9 protein-coding genes are annotated in these 16360 nt (G+C 62.4%); 7 read left to right on the top strand and 2 right to left on the bottom strand.

Annotated features, from left to right (window positions below; all coding sequences use genetic code 11):
- The first annotated feature begins 22 nt into the window (after positions 1-22).
- From NHH73_16440 to NHH73_16410, 7 genes are all read left to right on the top strand, one after another.
- Entirely contained in the window at positions 23-3094 is a 3072-nt protein-coding gene (locus NHH73_16440; GenBank protein ID USX24218.1) for a family 43 glycosylhydrolase, read from the top strand.
- Positions 3091-3972 (top strand): PA14 domain-containing protein, encoded by an 882-nt coding sequence (locus NHH73_16435; GenBank protein USX24217.1) that lies wholly within the window; start codon positions 3091-3093, stop codon positions 3970-3972. The genes NHH73_16440 and NHH73_16435 overlap by 4 nt, the downstream gene beginning before the upstream one ends.
- A 58-nt stretch (positions 3973-4030) precedes the next feature.
- A complete protein-coding gene (locus tag NHH73_16430; protein ID USX24216.1) occupies positions 4031-5557 on the top strand; it encodes an alpha-N-arabinofuranosidase in 1527 nt (508 codons plus the stop codon).
- 74 nt (positions 5558-5631) lie between these two features.
- The gene (locus NHH73_16425; GenBank protein ID USX24215.1) at positions 5632-7245 is read left to right on the top strand and encodes a cellulase family glycosylhydrolase; all 1614 of its coding nucleotides are present in this window, start codon (positions 5632-5634) and stop codon (positions 7243-7245) included.
- A 131-nt stretch (positions 7246-7376) separates the two neighbouring features.
- Positions 7377-9356, top strand: coding sequence for a U32 family peptidase (locus NHH73_16420; GenBank protein USX24214.1), 1980 nt, complete (start codon positions 7377-7379; stop codon positions 9354-9356).
- A 325-nt stretch (positions 9357-9681) separates the two neighbouring features.
- Positions 9682-12768 (top strand): TonB-dependent receptor, encoded by a 3087-nt coding sequence (locus NHH73_16415; GenBank protein USX24213.1) that lies wholly within the window; start codon positions 9682-9684, stop codon positions 12766-12768.
- Between the two features lie 32 nt (positions 12769-12800).
- The gene (locus NHH73_16410; protein ID USX24212.1) at positions 12801-14459 is read left to right on the top strand and encodes a glycoside hydrolase family 43 protein; all 1659 of its coding nucleotides are present in this window, start codon (positions 12801-12803) and stop codon (positions 14457-14459) included.
- A gap of 43 nt (positions 14460-14502) precedes the next feature.
- On the opposite strand, the gene NHH73_16405 is transcribed toward NHH73_16410, so the two are convergent.
- Both NHH73_16405 and NHH73_16400 read right to left on the bottom strand, forming a co-directional pair.
- Positions 14503-15411 (bottom strand): DNA-binding protein, encoded by a 909-nt coding sequence (locus tag NHH73_16405; GenBank protein USX24211.1) that lies wholly within the window; start codon positions 15409-15411, stop codon positions 14503-14505.
- Between the two features lie 232 nt (positions 15412-15643).
- On the bottom strand, positions 15644-16273 hold the full coding sequence (locus tag NHH73_16400) for an FxDxF family PEP-CTERM protein (GenBank protein USX24210.1): 630 nt from the start codon (positions 16271-16273) through the stop codon (positions 15644-15646).
- Positions 16274-16360: the final 87 nt, after the last annotated feature.

Raw genomic sequence — 16360 nt, 5'->3', positions numbered from 1 at the left:
AACGCTCCCTTTTCGCTTCCCCATGAAAAAATCCACCCGCTCCGCTGCTGTTCTCCTGTCCGCGTTGACGTCGCTGCCCTTGGCGTCGTTCGCGCTCAACCCGGTCATTCAAACGATGTATACCGCCGATCCGGCCCCGATGGTCCATAACGGCACGCTCTACCTGTTTTCCAGCCACGACGAAGAGGTCGGCGAAAAGAACAATTTCAACATGAAGAACTGGGTGCTCGCCACGACCACGGACATGGTGAACTGGACCCAGCATGGCGTGATCGCCTCGCTCAGGGATTTCCCCTGGGCGGCCAAGGAAATCTCCGGCTGGGACGGTGTCGACAACGGCGCCTGGGCACCCCAGGCGATCGAGCGGGAAGGCAAATGGTATCTCTATGCCCCGGTGCACGGCCGGGGCATCGGCGTGCTGGTGGCCGACAGTCCCCTCGGCCCCTACACGGACCCGATCAAGAAACCGCTGATCGCCGGTCAGGCCGGCGGCCTGTACGACAGCATCGATCCGACCGTCACCATCGACGACAAGGGCCAGGCCTATCTCGCCTGGGGCAATCCCAACCTGTGGTCGGTAAAGCTCAACAAGGACATGATTTCCTACGACACCAGCGTCGGGGAGAACGGCATCATTCGCTATCCGATGACCGTCAAGGCCCTGGGCGAGCGCAACCCTCCGGACAAAGCAGGCGTGACGCTGCCGAAGCCCGCCTTGCGCGGCACCTCCTACGAGGAAGGTCCCTGGCTGTACAAGCGCAAGAATCTCAACTACCTGTTTTTTGCCGGCGGCCCTATACCCGAGCATCTCGCCTACTCGACCGGCCCCACGCCGGAAGGCCCGTGGACTTACGGCGGCGTTGTCATGCCGCCGCAAAGCGCCTTCACCAACCATGCAGGCGTGGTCGATTACAAGGGCAAGACCTACCTCTTCTACCACAACGCCGCGCTGCCGGGAGGCGACGGCTTCAAGCGTTCCGTGGCTGTCGATGAGTTGAAGTTCAATCCGGATGGCTCGGTTCAGACGGTGCAGCCGACCAGGGAGGGGCCGGCGCCGGTTGCCACGCTCGATCCCTACAAGCGCGTGGAAGCGGAGACCATCGCCTGGTCGTCCGGTGTCAAAATCGAGCCCAACAGCGCCGGCGGCCAGAATGTGCGCGACATCCACGACGGCGACCACATCCAGGTGCGGAATGTCGATTTCGGTAACGACGGCGCGCGCGCCTTCATGGCCATCCTCTCCAGCAAAGCCAAGGCGATCGACACCACCGGCGCGAGGATCGAGATCCGGTTGGACAAGCTCGACGGACAGTTGATCGGTACGTTGCCGGTCCGGGGCACCGGCGGCGAGTGGAAGCGACTGTCCGCCAGGATCTCCGCAGCCGCCGGCGTCCACGATCTCTACTTCGTGTTCCGCGGCGCGGCGGGCGAAGAATTGTTCAAGTTCGATTACTGGCAGTTTTCCCGGCACGATCCCGCAGTCGCCTCCCGGCCCCGTACGGCGGCAAGCGCCAACCTTGCCCACAATCCGCTGATCTGGGCCGACGTCCCGGACATCGCGGTCATCCGTGTCGGTAAGACCTACTACATGAGCAGTACGACGATGCACATGAGCCCGGGCCTGCCGATCATGAAATCGACCGACCTGGTCAACTGGAGCATGGCCTCCTACGCGTATGAGACCCTGGTCGACGACGAAGCCTTCCGCCTCGAAAACGGCAAAAATGCCTACGGTGCGGGTTCCTGGGCCAGCAGCCTGCGTTACCACGACGGCGTGTTCCATGCCTCGACTTTTTCCGCCAACACGGAACGCACCCACATCTACACCACGCGTGATCCGGATCGCGGCCCGTGGAAAGAGAGCAGTTTCAAGCCGTCGCTGGGCGACCACAGCCTGTTTTTCGACGACGACGGCCGCGTGTACATGGTGCAAGGGGGCGGCCGCATCTCGCTGATCGAGCTGCTCCCCGATCTTTCCGGCATCAAGCCCGGCGGCGTGAACCAGGTCATCGTCGAAAACGTCAACGCCCTGTTCGGCCCCGACCAGGGCGGACTTAAAGGCGAGGGCTCGCAGCTCTCCAAGATCAACGGCCGCTACTACCTCTTCAACATCGCCTCGCCCGGCAGCCGCTGGGCGCGTACCGCCATCGTCCATCGCGCCGACACCATCACCGGTCCGTACGAGGGACGCATCGCGCTCGACGATCGCGGCATCGCCCAGGGCGGCCTGATCGACACGCCGGACGGCAAATGGTATGCCTATCTGTTCAAGGACAACGGCGCCGTCGGCCGCATCCCCTACCTGATACCCGTGACCTGGAAGGATGGCTGGCCCGTGCTCGGCCAGGACGGCGAGGTGCCCATGACGCTCGACATCGCCGCCGGCGCACAGGGCGCGTCCGGCGCCTCCGGCATCGTCGCCTCCGACGAGTTCGACCGCCGGCCGGGCGCCCCCGCCCTGCCGCTGGCCTGGCAATGGAATCACAATCCCGAGCCGCGCAACTGGTCGCTCACCAAGCGCCCGGGCTACCTGAGCTTCGTCACCAGCCGGGTCGATGCCACCCTGCCCGAGGCCAGGAATACCCTCACCCAGCGCACCTTCGGCCCCGACAGTTCCGCCACCACCAGCATCGACGTGCGCGGCATGAAAGACGGCGACTGGGCCGGCCTGTCCGCTTTTCAGAAAAACTATGGTTTCGTCGGCGTGAAGATGAGCGGCGGCGCCAAATCGCTCGTCATGGTCAGCGCCGACTCCGGCCAGCCCGAGGAGATCGCCGCCATTCCGCTTTCCGGCAACACCGTTCACCTCAAGGTCGACAGCACATTCCAGTCCGCGCCGGAAGACGCCCGCTTCAGCGCCGACGAGGGTCGCGGCAAGACCTACGGCTTACCAGGCGCGCCTGAGGTGGCCCGCTTCTCCTACAGCCTCGACGGCAAATCCTGGAGGCCCATCGGGCGTCCTTCACACCTGGTCTACACCTTCCCGCACTTCATGGGGTACCGCTACGCGCTGTTCTTCTATTCGACTAAGACCGCCGGCGGCCGCGTCGACTTCGATTACTACCGGGTCGGACAAAGCGGCGGTGCCCGGTGAAGCGCTACGCCATCGTCCTTGTAATTCTGCTCCACTTGGCGCTGGGGGCGTTCCTGATGCTGTCTAGATTGCGGCCCGCGCTTAAACCGGAGCCGCGCACCGTCGAGGTCGTGCTATTCGAGGTGAAAGTGCCCGAGAAGAAGATTCCCGAAGCTGTGCCCGAGCCACGCAAGGTCGATCCTCCTCCGGTACAGGTCCCCGCCCTGCCGGAACTGCCTCCCGTCAAGGTCGCCGACATCCCGGTGGCCCCGCCGTCTGTGGCCCAGGCCATCCCGGCGCCGGTCGTGGTCGCGCCCCCGCCCCCGCCTCCCCCGCCGCCGCCCGAAGTCAAAGCGGCGGCCACGCCGCCCAAGGTGTTCGAAGAATGCGCGGACTCGCCGGACCGGAACATGGTTGCCGATGTCTACAACCTTCGCACCGGGACCCAGTCGGTGACGGAAATGCGCCACCGCAAGCCGGTCAAGCGCGTTTGCCTGGCCCAGCTCAATATCGCCCCACGCGATTTTCGCGAAGGCTTTCCGGGCCTGGGCACGACCAACGAATGGTTTGGCCTGGATATCCGCTTCACCGTCAATGTCGCCGAAGCCGGCACATGGGAGCTGATGCTGTTGTCCGACGACGGCGCCATCCTCAGCATCGACGATCAGGACGTCATTAACAACGACGGCATCCATGGAGCATTGCCGGAGACGGCAAAGGTCAAGCTGGAGAAGGGCTTGCGCAACTTCCGCGTGCGCTACTTCCAGGGGCCGGGATTCAACCTCGCGTTGATCCTGGGGTGGCGCAAGCCCGGCGCGGCCGATTTCGACTACCTGCCGCGCAAGCTGATCGGCCGACCGCCGGCAGGCACGCTGGCCGCGCTCCTACCCAAAGAATGAGCCTTGTAGCAGTCGGCTTCATAGCAATCCTCAATACCAACTGTCTGGAGACACCTGCATGAATAGCATCAAACACAGCCTCGCCGTTCTGGGCATGATCGTGGCGCCGGCATTCGCCGCCGGCCAGGTCAGCGTCAGCATCGACGCCGGCAAACCCGGTCCGGTCATCAACAAGTACGTGTACGGCCAATTCGCCGAACAGCTCGGCACCGGCGTCTACGAAGGCATGTGGGTCGGCGCGAAGTCGACCATCCCGAACACCAACGGCTGGCGCAACGACGTCGTCGGCGCCCTCAAGGAGTTGCATGTGCCGCTGGTGCGCTGGCCGGGCGGCTGCTTCGCCGACACCTACCATTGGCGCGACGGCGTCGGCCCGCAGGACAAGCGCCCGAGCAACATCCACGGTGACCGCGTGGACCAGTTCAACGCCGTCGGCACCCACGAATTCTTCGACCTGATCGACATGCTGGGCGCCGATGCTTACATCAACGGCAACGTCGGCACAGGCACCGTGCAGGAGATGTCCGATTGGGTCGAGTACATGACGTCGGACGGCGGCTCACCCCTGGCCAGGCTGCGTGCCCAGAACGGCCGCGCCAAGCCGTGGAAAGTCGCCTTCTTCGGTATCGGCAACGAGATGTGGGGTTGCGGCGGCAACGTCAAGCCCGAGTACTACGCCGGCCTGTACCGGAATTACGAGAACTTCCTCAGGGCGCCGGAGCCAAACAAGCCGAAAATGATCGCTGCGGGCGGCGACTTGTCGTGGACCGAGATCCTGAGCAAGGAACTGAAGGGGCGCACGACGGGCATCACCATCCACCAATATACGGTCCCGACCGGCAACTGGGATGTCAAGGGCAAGGCCGTCGGCTTCGACGAGGGCGAATGGATATCGACGCTTGCCAATGCCTCGAAAATGGATCGGATGGTCAAAGACCACCTGGCCGTGCTGGACAAGAACGATCCCGAGAAGAAGATCGGGCTGATGGTCGACGAATGGGGGACCTGGTATGCGGATGCGGACACCAGCAGCAGCGCCCTGTTCCAGCAGAACTCCCTGCGCGACGCGCTGGTGGCGGCGCTCACCTTCAACATCTTCCATGAGCACGCGGAGCGGGTCACCATGACCACCATCGCCCAGATGGTCAACGTCCTGCAATCGATGATCCTGACCGACAAGGACAAGATGGTCCTGACGCCGACCTACTACGCCTTCCAGATGTATGTGCCGTTCCAGGATGCCAAATCGCTGCCGCTGGCGATCAAGGACAACACCAGCTACACCCTGGGCGCGACGACCATTCCCGGCGTGAGCGCGACGGCGGCGCGCGCCAAGGACGGCAAGGTCTACCTGGCGCTGGTCAACACCGATCCGCATAAGGCGGTGGATGTCGCAGTCGATGTCGCCGGCACAAAAGCAAAAGGCGCGGCCGGCAAGGTGCTGACCTCGGCCGCGATGGATGCGCACAACTCGTTCCAGCATCCGCAGGTCATCAAGCCGGCGGCGTTCAGCACGCGCGCGGCGGGTGGCAAGCTCTCGATCAAGGTGCCTTCCAAGTCTGTGATGGTGGTCGCTTTGGAGTAGTAAGCGCTTGGCGCATGCACCACCCGCGCGCTGGGATTTCAGTTCAACAATATTAATAAATCGGAGACATTGAAATGAAGAAACCAAATTTAGTCGTTCGGACCATGCTTGTCGCGTTGTTAGGAAGCGTCGTGAGCGTGCACGCCCAGACGTCCTATCCGAATTACAACACCAGTCCTGCCGCCCCCAACGCGACCGGCATGAGCAGTAACGCCGTACAGTTGGCCGCCAAGGTGAAGCTGGGAACGAACATTGGCAACACGCTGGACGCTTACGGTTGCAGCACTCCGGGCGAGACTTGCTGGGGCAATCCTGCCGTTTCCGCCGCCTATGTCAAATTGGTGAAAGACAGCGGTTTCGACGCGATCCGGATTCCCGTCTCCTGGGATCAGTATGCCGATCAGACCACCGGAAAAATTAGCGATGCCTGGCTCAACCGCGTGAAGCAAGTGGTGCAGTACGCGGTGGATAACGGGCTTTACGTGATCGTCAACATTCATTGGGACGGCGGTTGGCTGGAGCGGAACATCACCGAAGAAAAGAAAGTTGCCGTCAACGCCAAACAAAAAGCCTACTGGGAGCAAATTGCGACGAAGCTGCGTGACTTTGACGAGCATGTCCTATTTGCCAGCGCCAACGAACCCGAAGCGAAAACCCCTGAGCAAATAGCCATCCTCGACGGCTTTCACCAAACATTTGTCAACGCGGTTCGTTCGACGGGCGGTAAAAACGCTTATCGCGTGCTGGTGATTCAAGCCCCGTTGACCGATATCGATCGTGCCGCCAATGATTGGCATGCGATGCCGTCGGATACTGTGGCCGGCCGCCAAATGGCCGAAGTCCATTTTTACCCGTGGAGTTTCACCAACCAGGCTGAAGACGCGGATTACTCGCAGGTGTTCTATTACTGGGGAAATGGCTACCATTCGAGCACCGATCCTTATCGCAACTCCACGCGGGAGGAAGAGCCATATGTCGATGCGCAATTCGCCAAAATGAAGACGAAGTTTGTGGACCAGGGGATTCCGGTCGTGCTGGGGGAATTTGCGGCAACATTGCGCACCCAACTGACTGGCGCCGACCTCGCCTTGCACCGCGCGTCGCGAGCGTATTACTCTCAATATGTGACCAAGGCGGCGTTGGCGAATGGCATGCTGCCGTTCTACTGGGAGATCGGGATGGATCCGGGCCTGCTGTTTAATCGCACCATTCCGGCCGTGGGCGACCAGCAAATATTGGACGGGCTGTTAGTCGGAGCCGGGAAATCCGTCATCCTGCCCACGGGTCCAAATAGCTGGACCTTGGGTGGTGGCGCCACAAATAGCAGTACAGCCACCAATATGCAACTTACCCTTAGCCAGGCGGGGGCCGGTGCGACCTATAATTTTACCCATCCGGTGAATTGGAGCGGCGCGACTTTGAACATGGTGCTGAATTTCGATCAAGCGTTTATCTCGAATCGAAATGGCGGAGCCGATGGCTTCTTGCAGTTCTTTACTTATTCCGCCAATTGGGCGGCTTACGAATTTAAGTGCTGGACGGCCAATAAAGTGCTGGTGGCTGGGCAGGATACGGCATTCACATGTTCGGGTTTTAGCGTCCAGAATGCGGTCGGCGTAGGTATCCAATTCCCCGGAACGGCGGGTTCCGTGGCCATCAAAAGAGCGACCATCAAGCTGGCTCAATAAAGTTTACGCCTGGCAGCCGGCTTCGTGCAGGAAGCCGGCTTTTAGCCGATGGCGCGGTTCTCACCAGAAAGGCGTTTGTTGAAGGGGGTGATCTCGCTATAATTGCTGCTTTCATCGCAACGGATCACGCCATGACTTTGCTAGCCCATCAGCTCGAACTGCTGTCGCCCGCCAAAACCGCTGAAATCGGCCGCGAAGCCATTTTGCACGGCGCCGACGCTGTCTATATCGGCGGCCCCGCCTTCGGCGCGCGCCATAACGCCAGTAATTCGATCGAGGAAATCTCCAAACTGGTGGCGTTCGCGCACCGCTACCGATCGCGCATCTTTGTCACGCTCAACACCATCCTGCATGACGCCGAGCTGGACGCCGCCCGCGCGCAGATCTGGCAGCTGTACGAAGCCGGCGTGGACGCGCTGATCGTGCAGGACATGGGCCTGCTGGAGATGGACCTGCCGCCGATCCAGCTGCACGCCAGTACCCAGTGCGACATCCGCACGATGGAAAAGGCCAAGTTCCTGGGCGACGTCGGCTTCTCGCAGCTGGTGCTGGCGCGCGAGCTGACCATCGAACAAATCCGCAAGATCCGCGCCGAGGTCGACACCCCGCTCGAATACTTCATCCATGGTGCGCTGTGCGTGGCCTATTCCGGCCAATGCTACATTTCGCACGCCGACACCGGCCGCAGCGCCAATCGCGGCGACTGCTCGCAGGCCTGCCGCCTGCCGTACACGCTGAGCGACACCAAAGGCCGCGTCGTGGCATACGAAAAACACCTGCTGTCGATGAAGGATAACGACCAGAGCCGCAATCTGGAGGCGCTGGTCGACGCCGGCATCCGCTCGTTCAAGATCGAGGGCCGCTACAAGGACATGGGCTACGTGAAAAACATCACGGCCCACTACCGCCTGCTGCTCGACGAAATTCTGGAGCGCCGCACGGAATTCACGCGCGCCGCCAGCGGCCGCACCGAGATCATGTTCACGCCCGATGTGGACAAAACCTTCCACCGGGGCCATACGGATTACTTCGCCCACGGCCGCGAGGAGGGAGACATCGGCGCCTTCGACAGCCCTAAATATGTTGGCGTGGAACTGGGTACGGTCACCCGCATCGCCACCGACCACTTCGACATCACCACCAACGCGCCGATGGCCAACGGCGACGGCTTGAATTACATGTACAAGCGCGAGTCGTTCGGCATCCAGGCCAACACGGTGAAGAAAATCGGCGCCAGCGCCGATGGCGAGCAGTGGCGCGTGTTCCCGAACGAGACGATCGGCCTGCTGACCGGCTTCAAGGTCGGCGCCGCCATCCTGCGCAACCGCGACCATCACTGGGAAGGCGCGCTGAGCAAGAAATCCGCCGACCGCAAGGTCGACCTCCACCTGGCTTTGAGCGAACACGAGCACGGCCTGCGTCTGTCGTTACGCGACGAAGATGGCATCGTCAGCGCCACCGACGCCGCCATCGCCTTCCAGCCCGCGCAGCAAGCCGAGCAGGCCGAGAGCTCGCTGCGCGCCAGCCTGGGGAAGCTCGGTGGCACGATGTTCTCGGCCGCGAGCGTGCAACTGGACCTGTCCAAGCCGTGGTTCGTGCCGGCGGCCGCCATCAACGCGCTGCGCCGCGACGCCATCGAAGCGCACGAAGCCGCGCGCCTGGCCGCATGGGACCGTCCGACGCGCAAGCCTGCTGCCGAACCGCCGGCGGTCTATCCCGATACCCAGCTTAGCTACCTCGCCAACGTCTACAACGAGAAGGCGCGCGCGTTCTACCACAAGCACGGCGTGAAACTGGTCGCCGCGGCTTACGAATCGCACGAGGAACCGGGCGAAGTGCCGCTGATGATCACCAAGCACTGCCTGCGGTTCTCGTTCAACCTGTGCCCGAAGCAGGCCAAGGGCGTGCAAGGCGTGCAGGGCCAGGTGCGTGCAGAGCCGATGACCCTGGTCAGCGGCGACCACACCTACACCTTGCGTTTCGACTGCAAACCGTGCGAGATGCACGTGGTTGGCGCCATGAAGCCGAACATCCTGAAGTCCCCTCCGCCGTCTAACATCCCGTACAGCCCTCTGGTCTTCCACCGCCAACGCCCGCGCGCCACGACCTGAAAACCTCCGGGGTCAAGTCTGTCATTCGGACACGGGTTCGACCGTAGAACGCTTTACTGTCCAGCTCCTGTCTGAATGACAGACTTGACCCCGGTGTTTATGGGGCCAAATGGTTACGCATATCAAACCGCGCTTCACACTTCGTTTCCGCACCGCATAACACAGACCCATACCCCGCCACGCCTTGTGTTGTTCAAAATGGTTGCGCTTATCAAATTTTGTTTGAAGTTGTTGACTTTGCTCAAGCCGCCTCCTAGACTTGGCGCTGTCGTGCTAAAAAAATACAGGAAAAGCACGCCAGTACCGATAAAACAGGAGACCAGCAATGAATCAACGAACGACCGCCAGCCGGCGCGCCGCGCTTGGGCTGACCGTCATGGCCAGCATGATCGCCCAGGCCTACGCCCAGCAAACCGCCCCAGCCCCCGCCGCGGAAACCACCGCCACCACGCCCGCTGCCACCGCGGAGGCGCCGATCACCAGCGTCCAGGTCACCGGTTACCGCAACAGCTTGCTGTCCTCGGCCCGCGACAAGAAGGAATCCGTCGGCTTCCAGGATTCGATCAACGCCGAAGATTTTGGTAAATTCCCGGACAAAAACCTGGCCGAGTCGCTCAGCCGCGTTCCTGGCGTCGGCGTGTCGCGCGACGTCACCGGCGAGGGCATGACCATCCAGATCCGTGGCCTGGGTTCGTCGTTCACCAAGATTCTGCTGAATAATTCCCCGATCGCCGTGGCCTCCTCCGGCCCGATTGATGGCGCTAACACGAACCGCGAAGTCGATCTGGACCTGCTGCCGACCGACCTGTTCACCAAGCTCACCGTCAGCAAGAGCCCGACCGCCGGCCAGATCGAGGGCGGCGCCGCCGGTGTCGTCAACCTGCGCAGCGCGCGGCCGTTCGACAAGGAAGGCAAACAGCTTTCCATGGGCCTGACGGGCACCAAGCAGCAGATCGCCGACAAGGCCGGCATGCGCGGCAATATCATCGGCAGCAACACCTGGGACGGCAAGTTCGGTCTCCTGGGCGGTATCTCGTTCTCGCGCCAGCAGGCCCGCACCACCGGCTTCGAGACCGTGGGCTGGACCAATCCCAACCTGACCGCGTCGCAGAGCAGCTCGCCGTCCCGCAACAACACCGGCGGCGGCAACTGGACCATCCCGGCGACCGTACCGGCCGGCGCCGGCAACGGCCTGGTGGCGGGCACGCCGATCGACCAGGCGTTCCTGCTGGCGCACAATCCGGGCCTGACCATCGGCCAAATTGATAACGCCATCATTCCGCGCCTCGGCCGCACCATGGAGTACTACGGCACCAAGGACAAGATCTCGGGCGTGCTCGCGGCCGAATACCGTCCGACGCAAGACCTGCACTTCTATCTGGACACCATGTACAGCAAGAAGGACGACGACATGACGCGCAACGGCTACACGTGGGCGGTGCGTAACAACGGCGCCATTCCGCTGAACATGCAGGTCGACAAGACCGATTGCACCAACGGCTGCACGGTCACCTCCGGTACCTTCGCCAACTCGCTCAACTTTATCGAATTCGGCCCGCGCAAAGACAAGGTCGACCTGCTGGGCATCAACCCGGGCATGGAATGGAAGATCACGCCGAAGCTGTCGCTCGACGTCGCCGGTAACTGGAACCGCAGCCGCTTCACGCACGAGGCGCCGACGGTCATGCCGATCACCGCGCCCAACAGCGGCAACACGATCACCTACTCGAACGGTGGCGGCGTGCCGTCCATCGTCTCGAACATGGACCTCAACAATCCGGCCAACTACCAGTGGGTCGGCGGCCGCGTCAACGTGCAGAACGAGTTGCGCGAGACCGAAACCAAGGGCTTCCACACCAACCTGGCCTGGGGCGACAAGAAGCTGACTGTCAAAGGCGGTTTCGCCTGGGATGACATCGACCGCACCATCCGTGGACAGGACAACTCCGCCGCCTGGCAGGCTGCCGTCTGCGGCAACAATCCGTCGGTGTTCCTCCAAGGCCCGAACGGCGCGCCGCCATGCAACGGCGCCAGCACCCCGGGCGCCAGCGCCGCCGGCCTGTATCCAGGCTACGGCACCGGCTACACGGCCGGCCAGACCGCGCCCCTCACCTACCAGGGTTCGCTGATCACCAACGCGGCGCTGCCGGGCTATCTGACGCCCGGCCAGTACGGCAACCTGGCGCTGGACTGGGATCGCTTCCGCCAGGATTCCAAGTACGACTACTTCAACAGCACCGCGCCGGACACGGGCGCGTCGTCGACCGGCGCCAGCGCCGGCTACATCCGGGAGAAGTCGAAGGCGGTCTACCTGGAGGCGAGCGGCGAATTGGCGCCAGCCGGCTTCAACACCCGCTGGAACGTGGGCGTGCGCTACGTGCGTACCCAGCAGCAGGTCGGTTCGCGCAATTCGTTCAGCGATCCGCGCAACGCCACCTTGCCGCTGAACGGCAGCAAGTATCCGAACATCGATTCGTGGGTCTACCAGGATTCCGAGTACAGCAACACGCTGCCGTCGGGCACCATCGCCGTTGACGTAATGAAGGATGTGGTGGTGCGCGCCGCGCTCTCGCGCAGCATGACGCGCGTGAATCCGAATTCGCTGCGTCCGGGCGTTAACTTCTCCGGCGTGTCGGCGGACACCGGCACCCAGGGCAATCCGAACCTGAAGCCTTACCTGTCGGATAACATCGACCTGGGCATCGACTGGTACACCGGCCGCGAGGGTTATGTCTCGGTCACCGGCTTCCAGAAGCGCGTCAATGGCTTCACCATCGACGAGAACGTCACGTTGCCGTTCTCCGCGCTGGCGCAGTACGGCATCAACTACGGCACCCTGATTCCGACCCAGCAGCTGGCGATCGATTCGCGCGGCGGCCCGGACGTCGCCACCGTCGTCATGACCCGTCCACGCAACGCCGAAGGCATCCTGCGCATCCGCGGCCTGGAAGTGGGCTGGGTCCAGCCGCTCGACAAGCTGCTGCCGATCAAGGGCTTCGGTTTCAACGAAACGCTGACCCTGATCAACCAGAAGGCCAGCGGCGAAGGCTCGAACGGTTTCATCGCACTGGGCGTGCCGAAGAAGACCAACAACTTCGGCGTCTACTACGAGAACCACGGCTACATGGCGCGCTTCATGCACACCTACTCGCAGGGCAGCCAGGTGGCGACGGCGAACCAGAGCGGCATCACCCAGGCGGCGCTGTTCAGCGACACCTACAAGCAGTGGGACTTCTCGTCGAGCATCGAGCTCGACCAGGTGTTCGACCGCGAGGGCCTGCCGATGATCACCTTCGACATCGTCAACCTGAACAAGGCCAAGCGTCGCGGTTACTTCCAGTTCCCGAACGCCACGATGTCCCAGTATGATCCGGGCCGTACCTTCGCCGTCGGTCTGCGCATGAAGTTCTAACGCAGCCAGTGCCGCACTTTTAGGGTTAATACATGAATCAGAAAATCTTACTTGTCGCGGCACTGTGCGCGGTGTCGGGGGCTCAGGCCGCCGACACCGCCGCGAGCGCGCGCTTCGAGCGCTTCAGCTACGCGGGCAAGTCGCAGGAGCAGGCCAAGCCGCGCGCCGGCGAATTCCTCAACCCCATCCTGTCGGGCTATTTCCCCGACCCGTCGATCGCCCGCGTGGGCGACGACTACTACATTGTCAACTCCTCGTTCACCAATTTCCCCGGTTTGCCGATCATGCATTCCAGGGATCTGGTCACGTGGACGCAAATCGGCAACGCGCTGGACCGCCCCGAGCAGGTCGATTTCACCGGCGTGCGCGGTTCGCAGGGTATTTATGCGCCGGACATCTCGTTCCACAACGGCCGCTACCACATCATCACCACCTGTTCCAGCTGCCCAGGCGGCATGGGCAACTTCGTCATCACGGCGGACAAGCCGTCCGGGCCGTGGTCCAAACCGGTCACCATCAAAGGTTTGAACGGCATCGACCCGTCGATCTTCTGGGACGGCGACAAGGCCTACGTCGTCCATAACGACGCGCCCGTGGGAACGCCGCGCTACGACGGCCACCGCGCCATCTGGATCACCGAGATCGACCCGGCCAGCTTCCAGCGCATCGGCACGCCGAAGGTGCTGATCGACGGCGGCGTGGTGCCGGCCAAGAATCCGATCTGGATCGAAGGCCCGCATTTGCTGAAGAAGGACGGCTACTATTATTTGATGTGCGCCGAAGGCGGGACCGGGGACAACCACTCCGAAGTGATACTGCGTTCCATGGACGTCATTGGGCCGTATGTGCCCGGCCCTGCCAACCCCATCCTGACCCAGCGCGACCTGGATCCGGCGCGGGCCAATCCGGTCACTACCACCGGCCACGCCAAGCTGGTGCAGACCCAGCAAGGCGACTGGTGGGCCGTTTTCCTGGCCACCCGCCCCTATCCCGGCAATTTCTACAATATCGGCCGAGAAACCTTCCTGCTGCCGGTGACGTGGAAAGACGGTTGGCCGATGATACTCGAACAAGGCAAGTCGGTGCCGTACACGCTGGCCAAGCCGAAGCTGCCGGCCCAGCCGGCGCCCGCGCTGCCGATGAATGGTGATTTCAGCTACGTCGATGAATTCGACAAGCCGCTTTCCGCCGCCTGGATCGGCATGCGCACGCCGCGCAGCCAGCTCTACAAGATTGACAAGGGCGACCTGGTGCTGCAATCCGGCCAGCCGCTGGGCAAGCTGGACGGCGTGCCAGGCTTTATCGGCCGGCGCCAGCAACACCACGACGCCACCGTTTCCACCGTGGTCGACTATGCGCCACGGCGCGACGGCGACCGCGCCGGCCTGGTCGCCATCCAGAACGACGCCAACTATCTGTTCATGGGCGTGACGCAGACGGCCGGCCGCCGCATGGTTGCGCTGTACAAATACGAGGATGGCAAGGAAACCTTGCTGGAATCCGCACCGGTCACGGACAAGCGTGTCGAGCTGATCATGGAGATGCGCGGTGGCCGTTCGGCTTACAGCTACCGCAGCGGCGGCCAGGTCAAGGCGCTCACGAAGGACGTCGATGTGACATTCCTGTCCACGCAAAAAGCCAAGGGCTTTGTCGGCGTCATCATCGGCCCCTATGTTCAAGCGGCTGAATAAGCTTTTGGGGGTAACCGCTTCTTGCCGGCAGCTACTCGGAAGGTTACTTAGCTTTAGTCTTTGAACCCGCCGTCATTTTGTCGAGATAGGCTTGCATCTGCTCGCCGATCTGGTCCTGAGCCTCAGCCTTGGCATTCGCCTGCGCGAGTAACAGCTCAAATTCGCGTGCCTTCGCCTTGGCAGGTTCCAGTTGCGCCTCGGCGGCCTTCAATTGCTCGCTCAGCACCTCGGCTTCCGCCATCTTGCTGACAAGCTGGCGCTCGAGATCGCCGGTTTGCACATGGGCTGCCTGAAGCTGTTCGATTTTCTGTTCCAGCTTGCGGCCGTTTGTCAGCTGCTCGTAAAGCGACTGCTTAGTGTGGGAGAGCTCCAGCACCAGGCGCGCGCCCTCCTGATTAAGTTTGCTGATTTCGTCCTGCTTGCCCCGCACAGCCAGTTGCTGCTGGCGCACCTCTATCTTGGTTTGCTCCAGACGGTCCTTTAAGTCGGTGACCTGCTGTCCGGCCGTATGGCGCGCGACGGTTTCGGCCTGCAAAGCGGCACGCGTCTTGGCGTGGCCGGTCATTTCGCTCTGCAGGCGTGTCTCAAGACTGTCATTGGCCTGTCGCGCGGCCTGCAGGTCCTTCTCCAGCTGCTGGATGGCTTGCGCATGGACTTGCTCCTTGGCGCGGAACTCATCGTTCAACTGCTCGATCCGCACCTCGGCTTCTTCGGTAAGCCGTGCGGCCAGGCGTTCGACAAGGTCCTGCAGCGCTTCGCTGATTGAGGCCTTGTGGCCGCTGCGGTCGCCCTCTTCCTCGTCAAGCTCCTTGAGGTACTTGTGGATGGTGGTCTTGGAGCCTGTATTGCCGAGCGCAATTCGAACCGCGTCCACCGATGGGTACTGTGACTGCGCGATTAAGCCGTCCCGCGCCCTTTTCACGTCCGATTTTTCCAGTCCCGCTCTCGCCATGCTCTCCCCCAATTGATAGTGTAACGTGTTACATACCACGTATTATGTACTATCTCTGGCTGATGAGGGGATTATTTTGAGAGGTGGCTGAAGTCAACAACCCATGCTTGGCGTAGGGTACCGTCGACGGCGATCACTTGCTGGTGCAGCGCGGCGACCTCGAACGGGCCGTGCCGCTGTTGGTCGCCGCCGGCCACCGCCTGGTCGATTTTAATCAGGCACCGTTAAAAATTTAGCCCTCGGCGCGCGCGCGGCGGCGGGCCACCATGCCCAGCATGCCCAGTCCGGCGAGCAACATCCCATAGGTCGCCGGTTCCGGCACGGCCGTGACGTTGATGTTGGCGTTCGGCGCGAAGTCCGCCAGTCGGCCGAGTCCGGCGACGTTGGTGTCGATCGACCACACGGTCCAGGTGTAGTCCTTGAACGCCAGGCCGTTCGATGGCAACAACGATGCCGATACGGTGGCGAAAATCCGGTTACCGACGATTTGCTCGGTGATCGGCGTCGCACCGACGCCGGCCGTGCCGTTGGCGCGCAAGGTCACCGTGCGGTTGAACACCGCGCCCGGCAGGCCGACCGACGTGAACGGCGCAACGGTGGTGCCGCCGGCGTCCAGGCCGAAGACGTAAGCGGCACCGTTGACGCCGGCGATCGCGCCCGCCGCCGTGGTGCTGAACACGAACTCATTGGTGGCGGCGTTGAAGCTGACGTCGGCCGACAGGACGTCGAAGGCGGCATCGCGGCTGCCGGTGTAGCCTGCCAGGAAATCGCCGGACACATCGGTCACCGCGTGGGCGTTGGCGGAAAGGGCCAGGGCGGCCACGGCGGCCACGGCCAAAGTCTTGCGTAACAGCTTGTTCATTGTTGTCATCCTTATCGTTGTGTGAGGCGCCGGTCGGCTGCCGTACCGTACATTCCCGAGAACTTGGGAATAGTTCAATAAACTTGT

The organism is Oxalobacteraceae bacterium OTU3CINTB1 (assembly GCA_024123955.1).
Lineage (GTDB): Bacteria > Pseudomonadota > Gammaproteobacteria > Burkholderiales > Burkholderiaceae_D > Rugamonas.
Note: the sequence above shows the minus strand (reverse complement) of the source record. Positions and strands in the feature narration are given on the sequence as shown.

Excerpts from the sequence above, each read along its gene's own strand:
- NHH73_16440 (USX24218.1), top strand. The coding sequence starts at position 23 with ATGAAAAAATCCACCCGCTCCGCTGCTGTTCTCCTGTCCGCGTTGACG.
- NHH73_16400 (USX24210.1), bottom strand. The coding sequence starts at position 16,273 with ATGAACAAGCTGTTACGCAAGACTTTGGCCGTGGCCGCCGTGGCCGCC.
- NHH73_16410 (USX24212.1), top strand. The coding sequence starts at position 12,801 with ATGAATCAGAAAATCTTACTTGTCGCGGCACTGTGCGCGGTGTCGGGG.
- NHH73_16425 (USX24215.1), top strand. The coding sequence starts at position 5,632 with ATGAAGAAACCAAATTTAGTCGTTCGGACCATGCTTGTCGCGTTGTTA.
- NHH73_16405 (USX24211.1), bottom strand. The coding sequence starts at position 15,411 with ATGGCGAGAGCGGGACTGGAAAAATCGGACGTGAAAAGGGCGCGGGAC.
- NHH73_16430 (USX24216.1), top strand. The coding sequence starts at position 4,031 with ATGAATAGCATCAAACACAGCCTCGCCGTTCTGGGCATGATCGTGGCG.
- NHH73_16420 (USX24214.1), top strand. The coding sequence starts at position 7,377 with ATGACTTTGCTAGCCCATCAGCTCGAACTGCTGTCGCCCGCCAAAACC.
- NHH73_16415 (USX24213.1), top strand. The coding sequence starts at position 9,682 with ATGAATCAACGAACGACCGCCAGCCGGCGCGCCGCGCTTGGGCTGACC.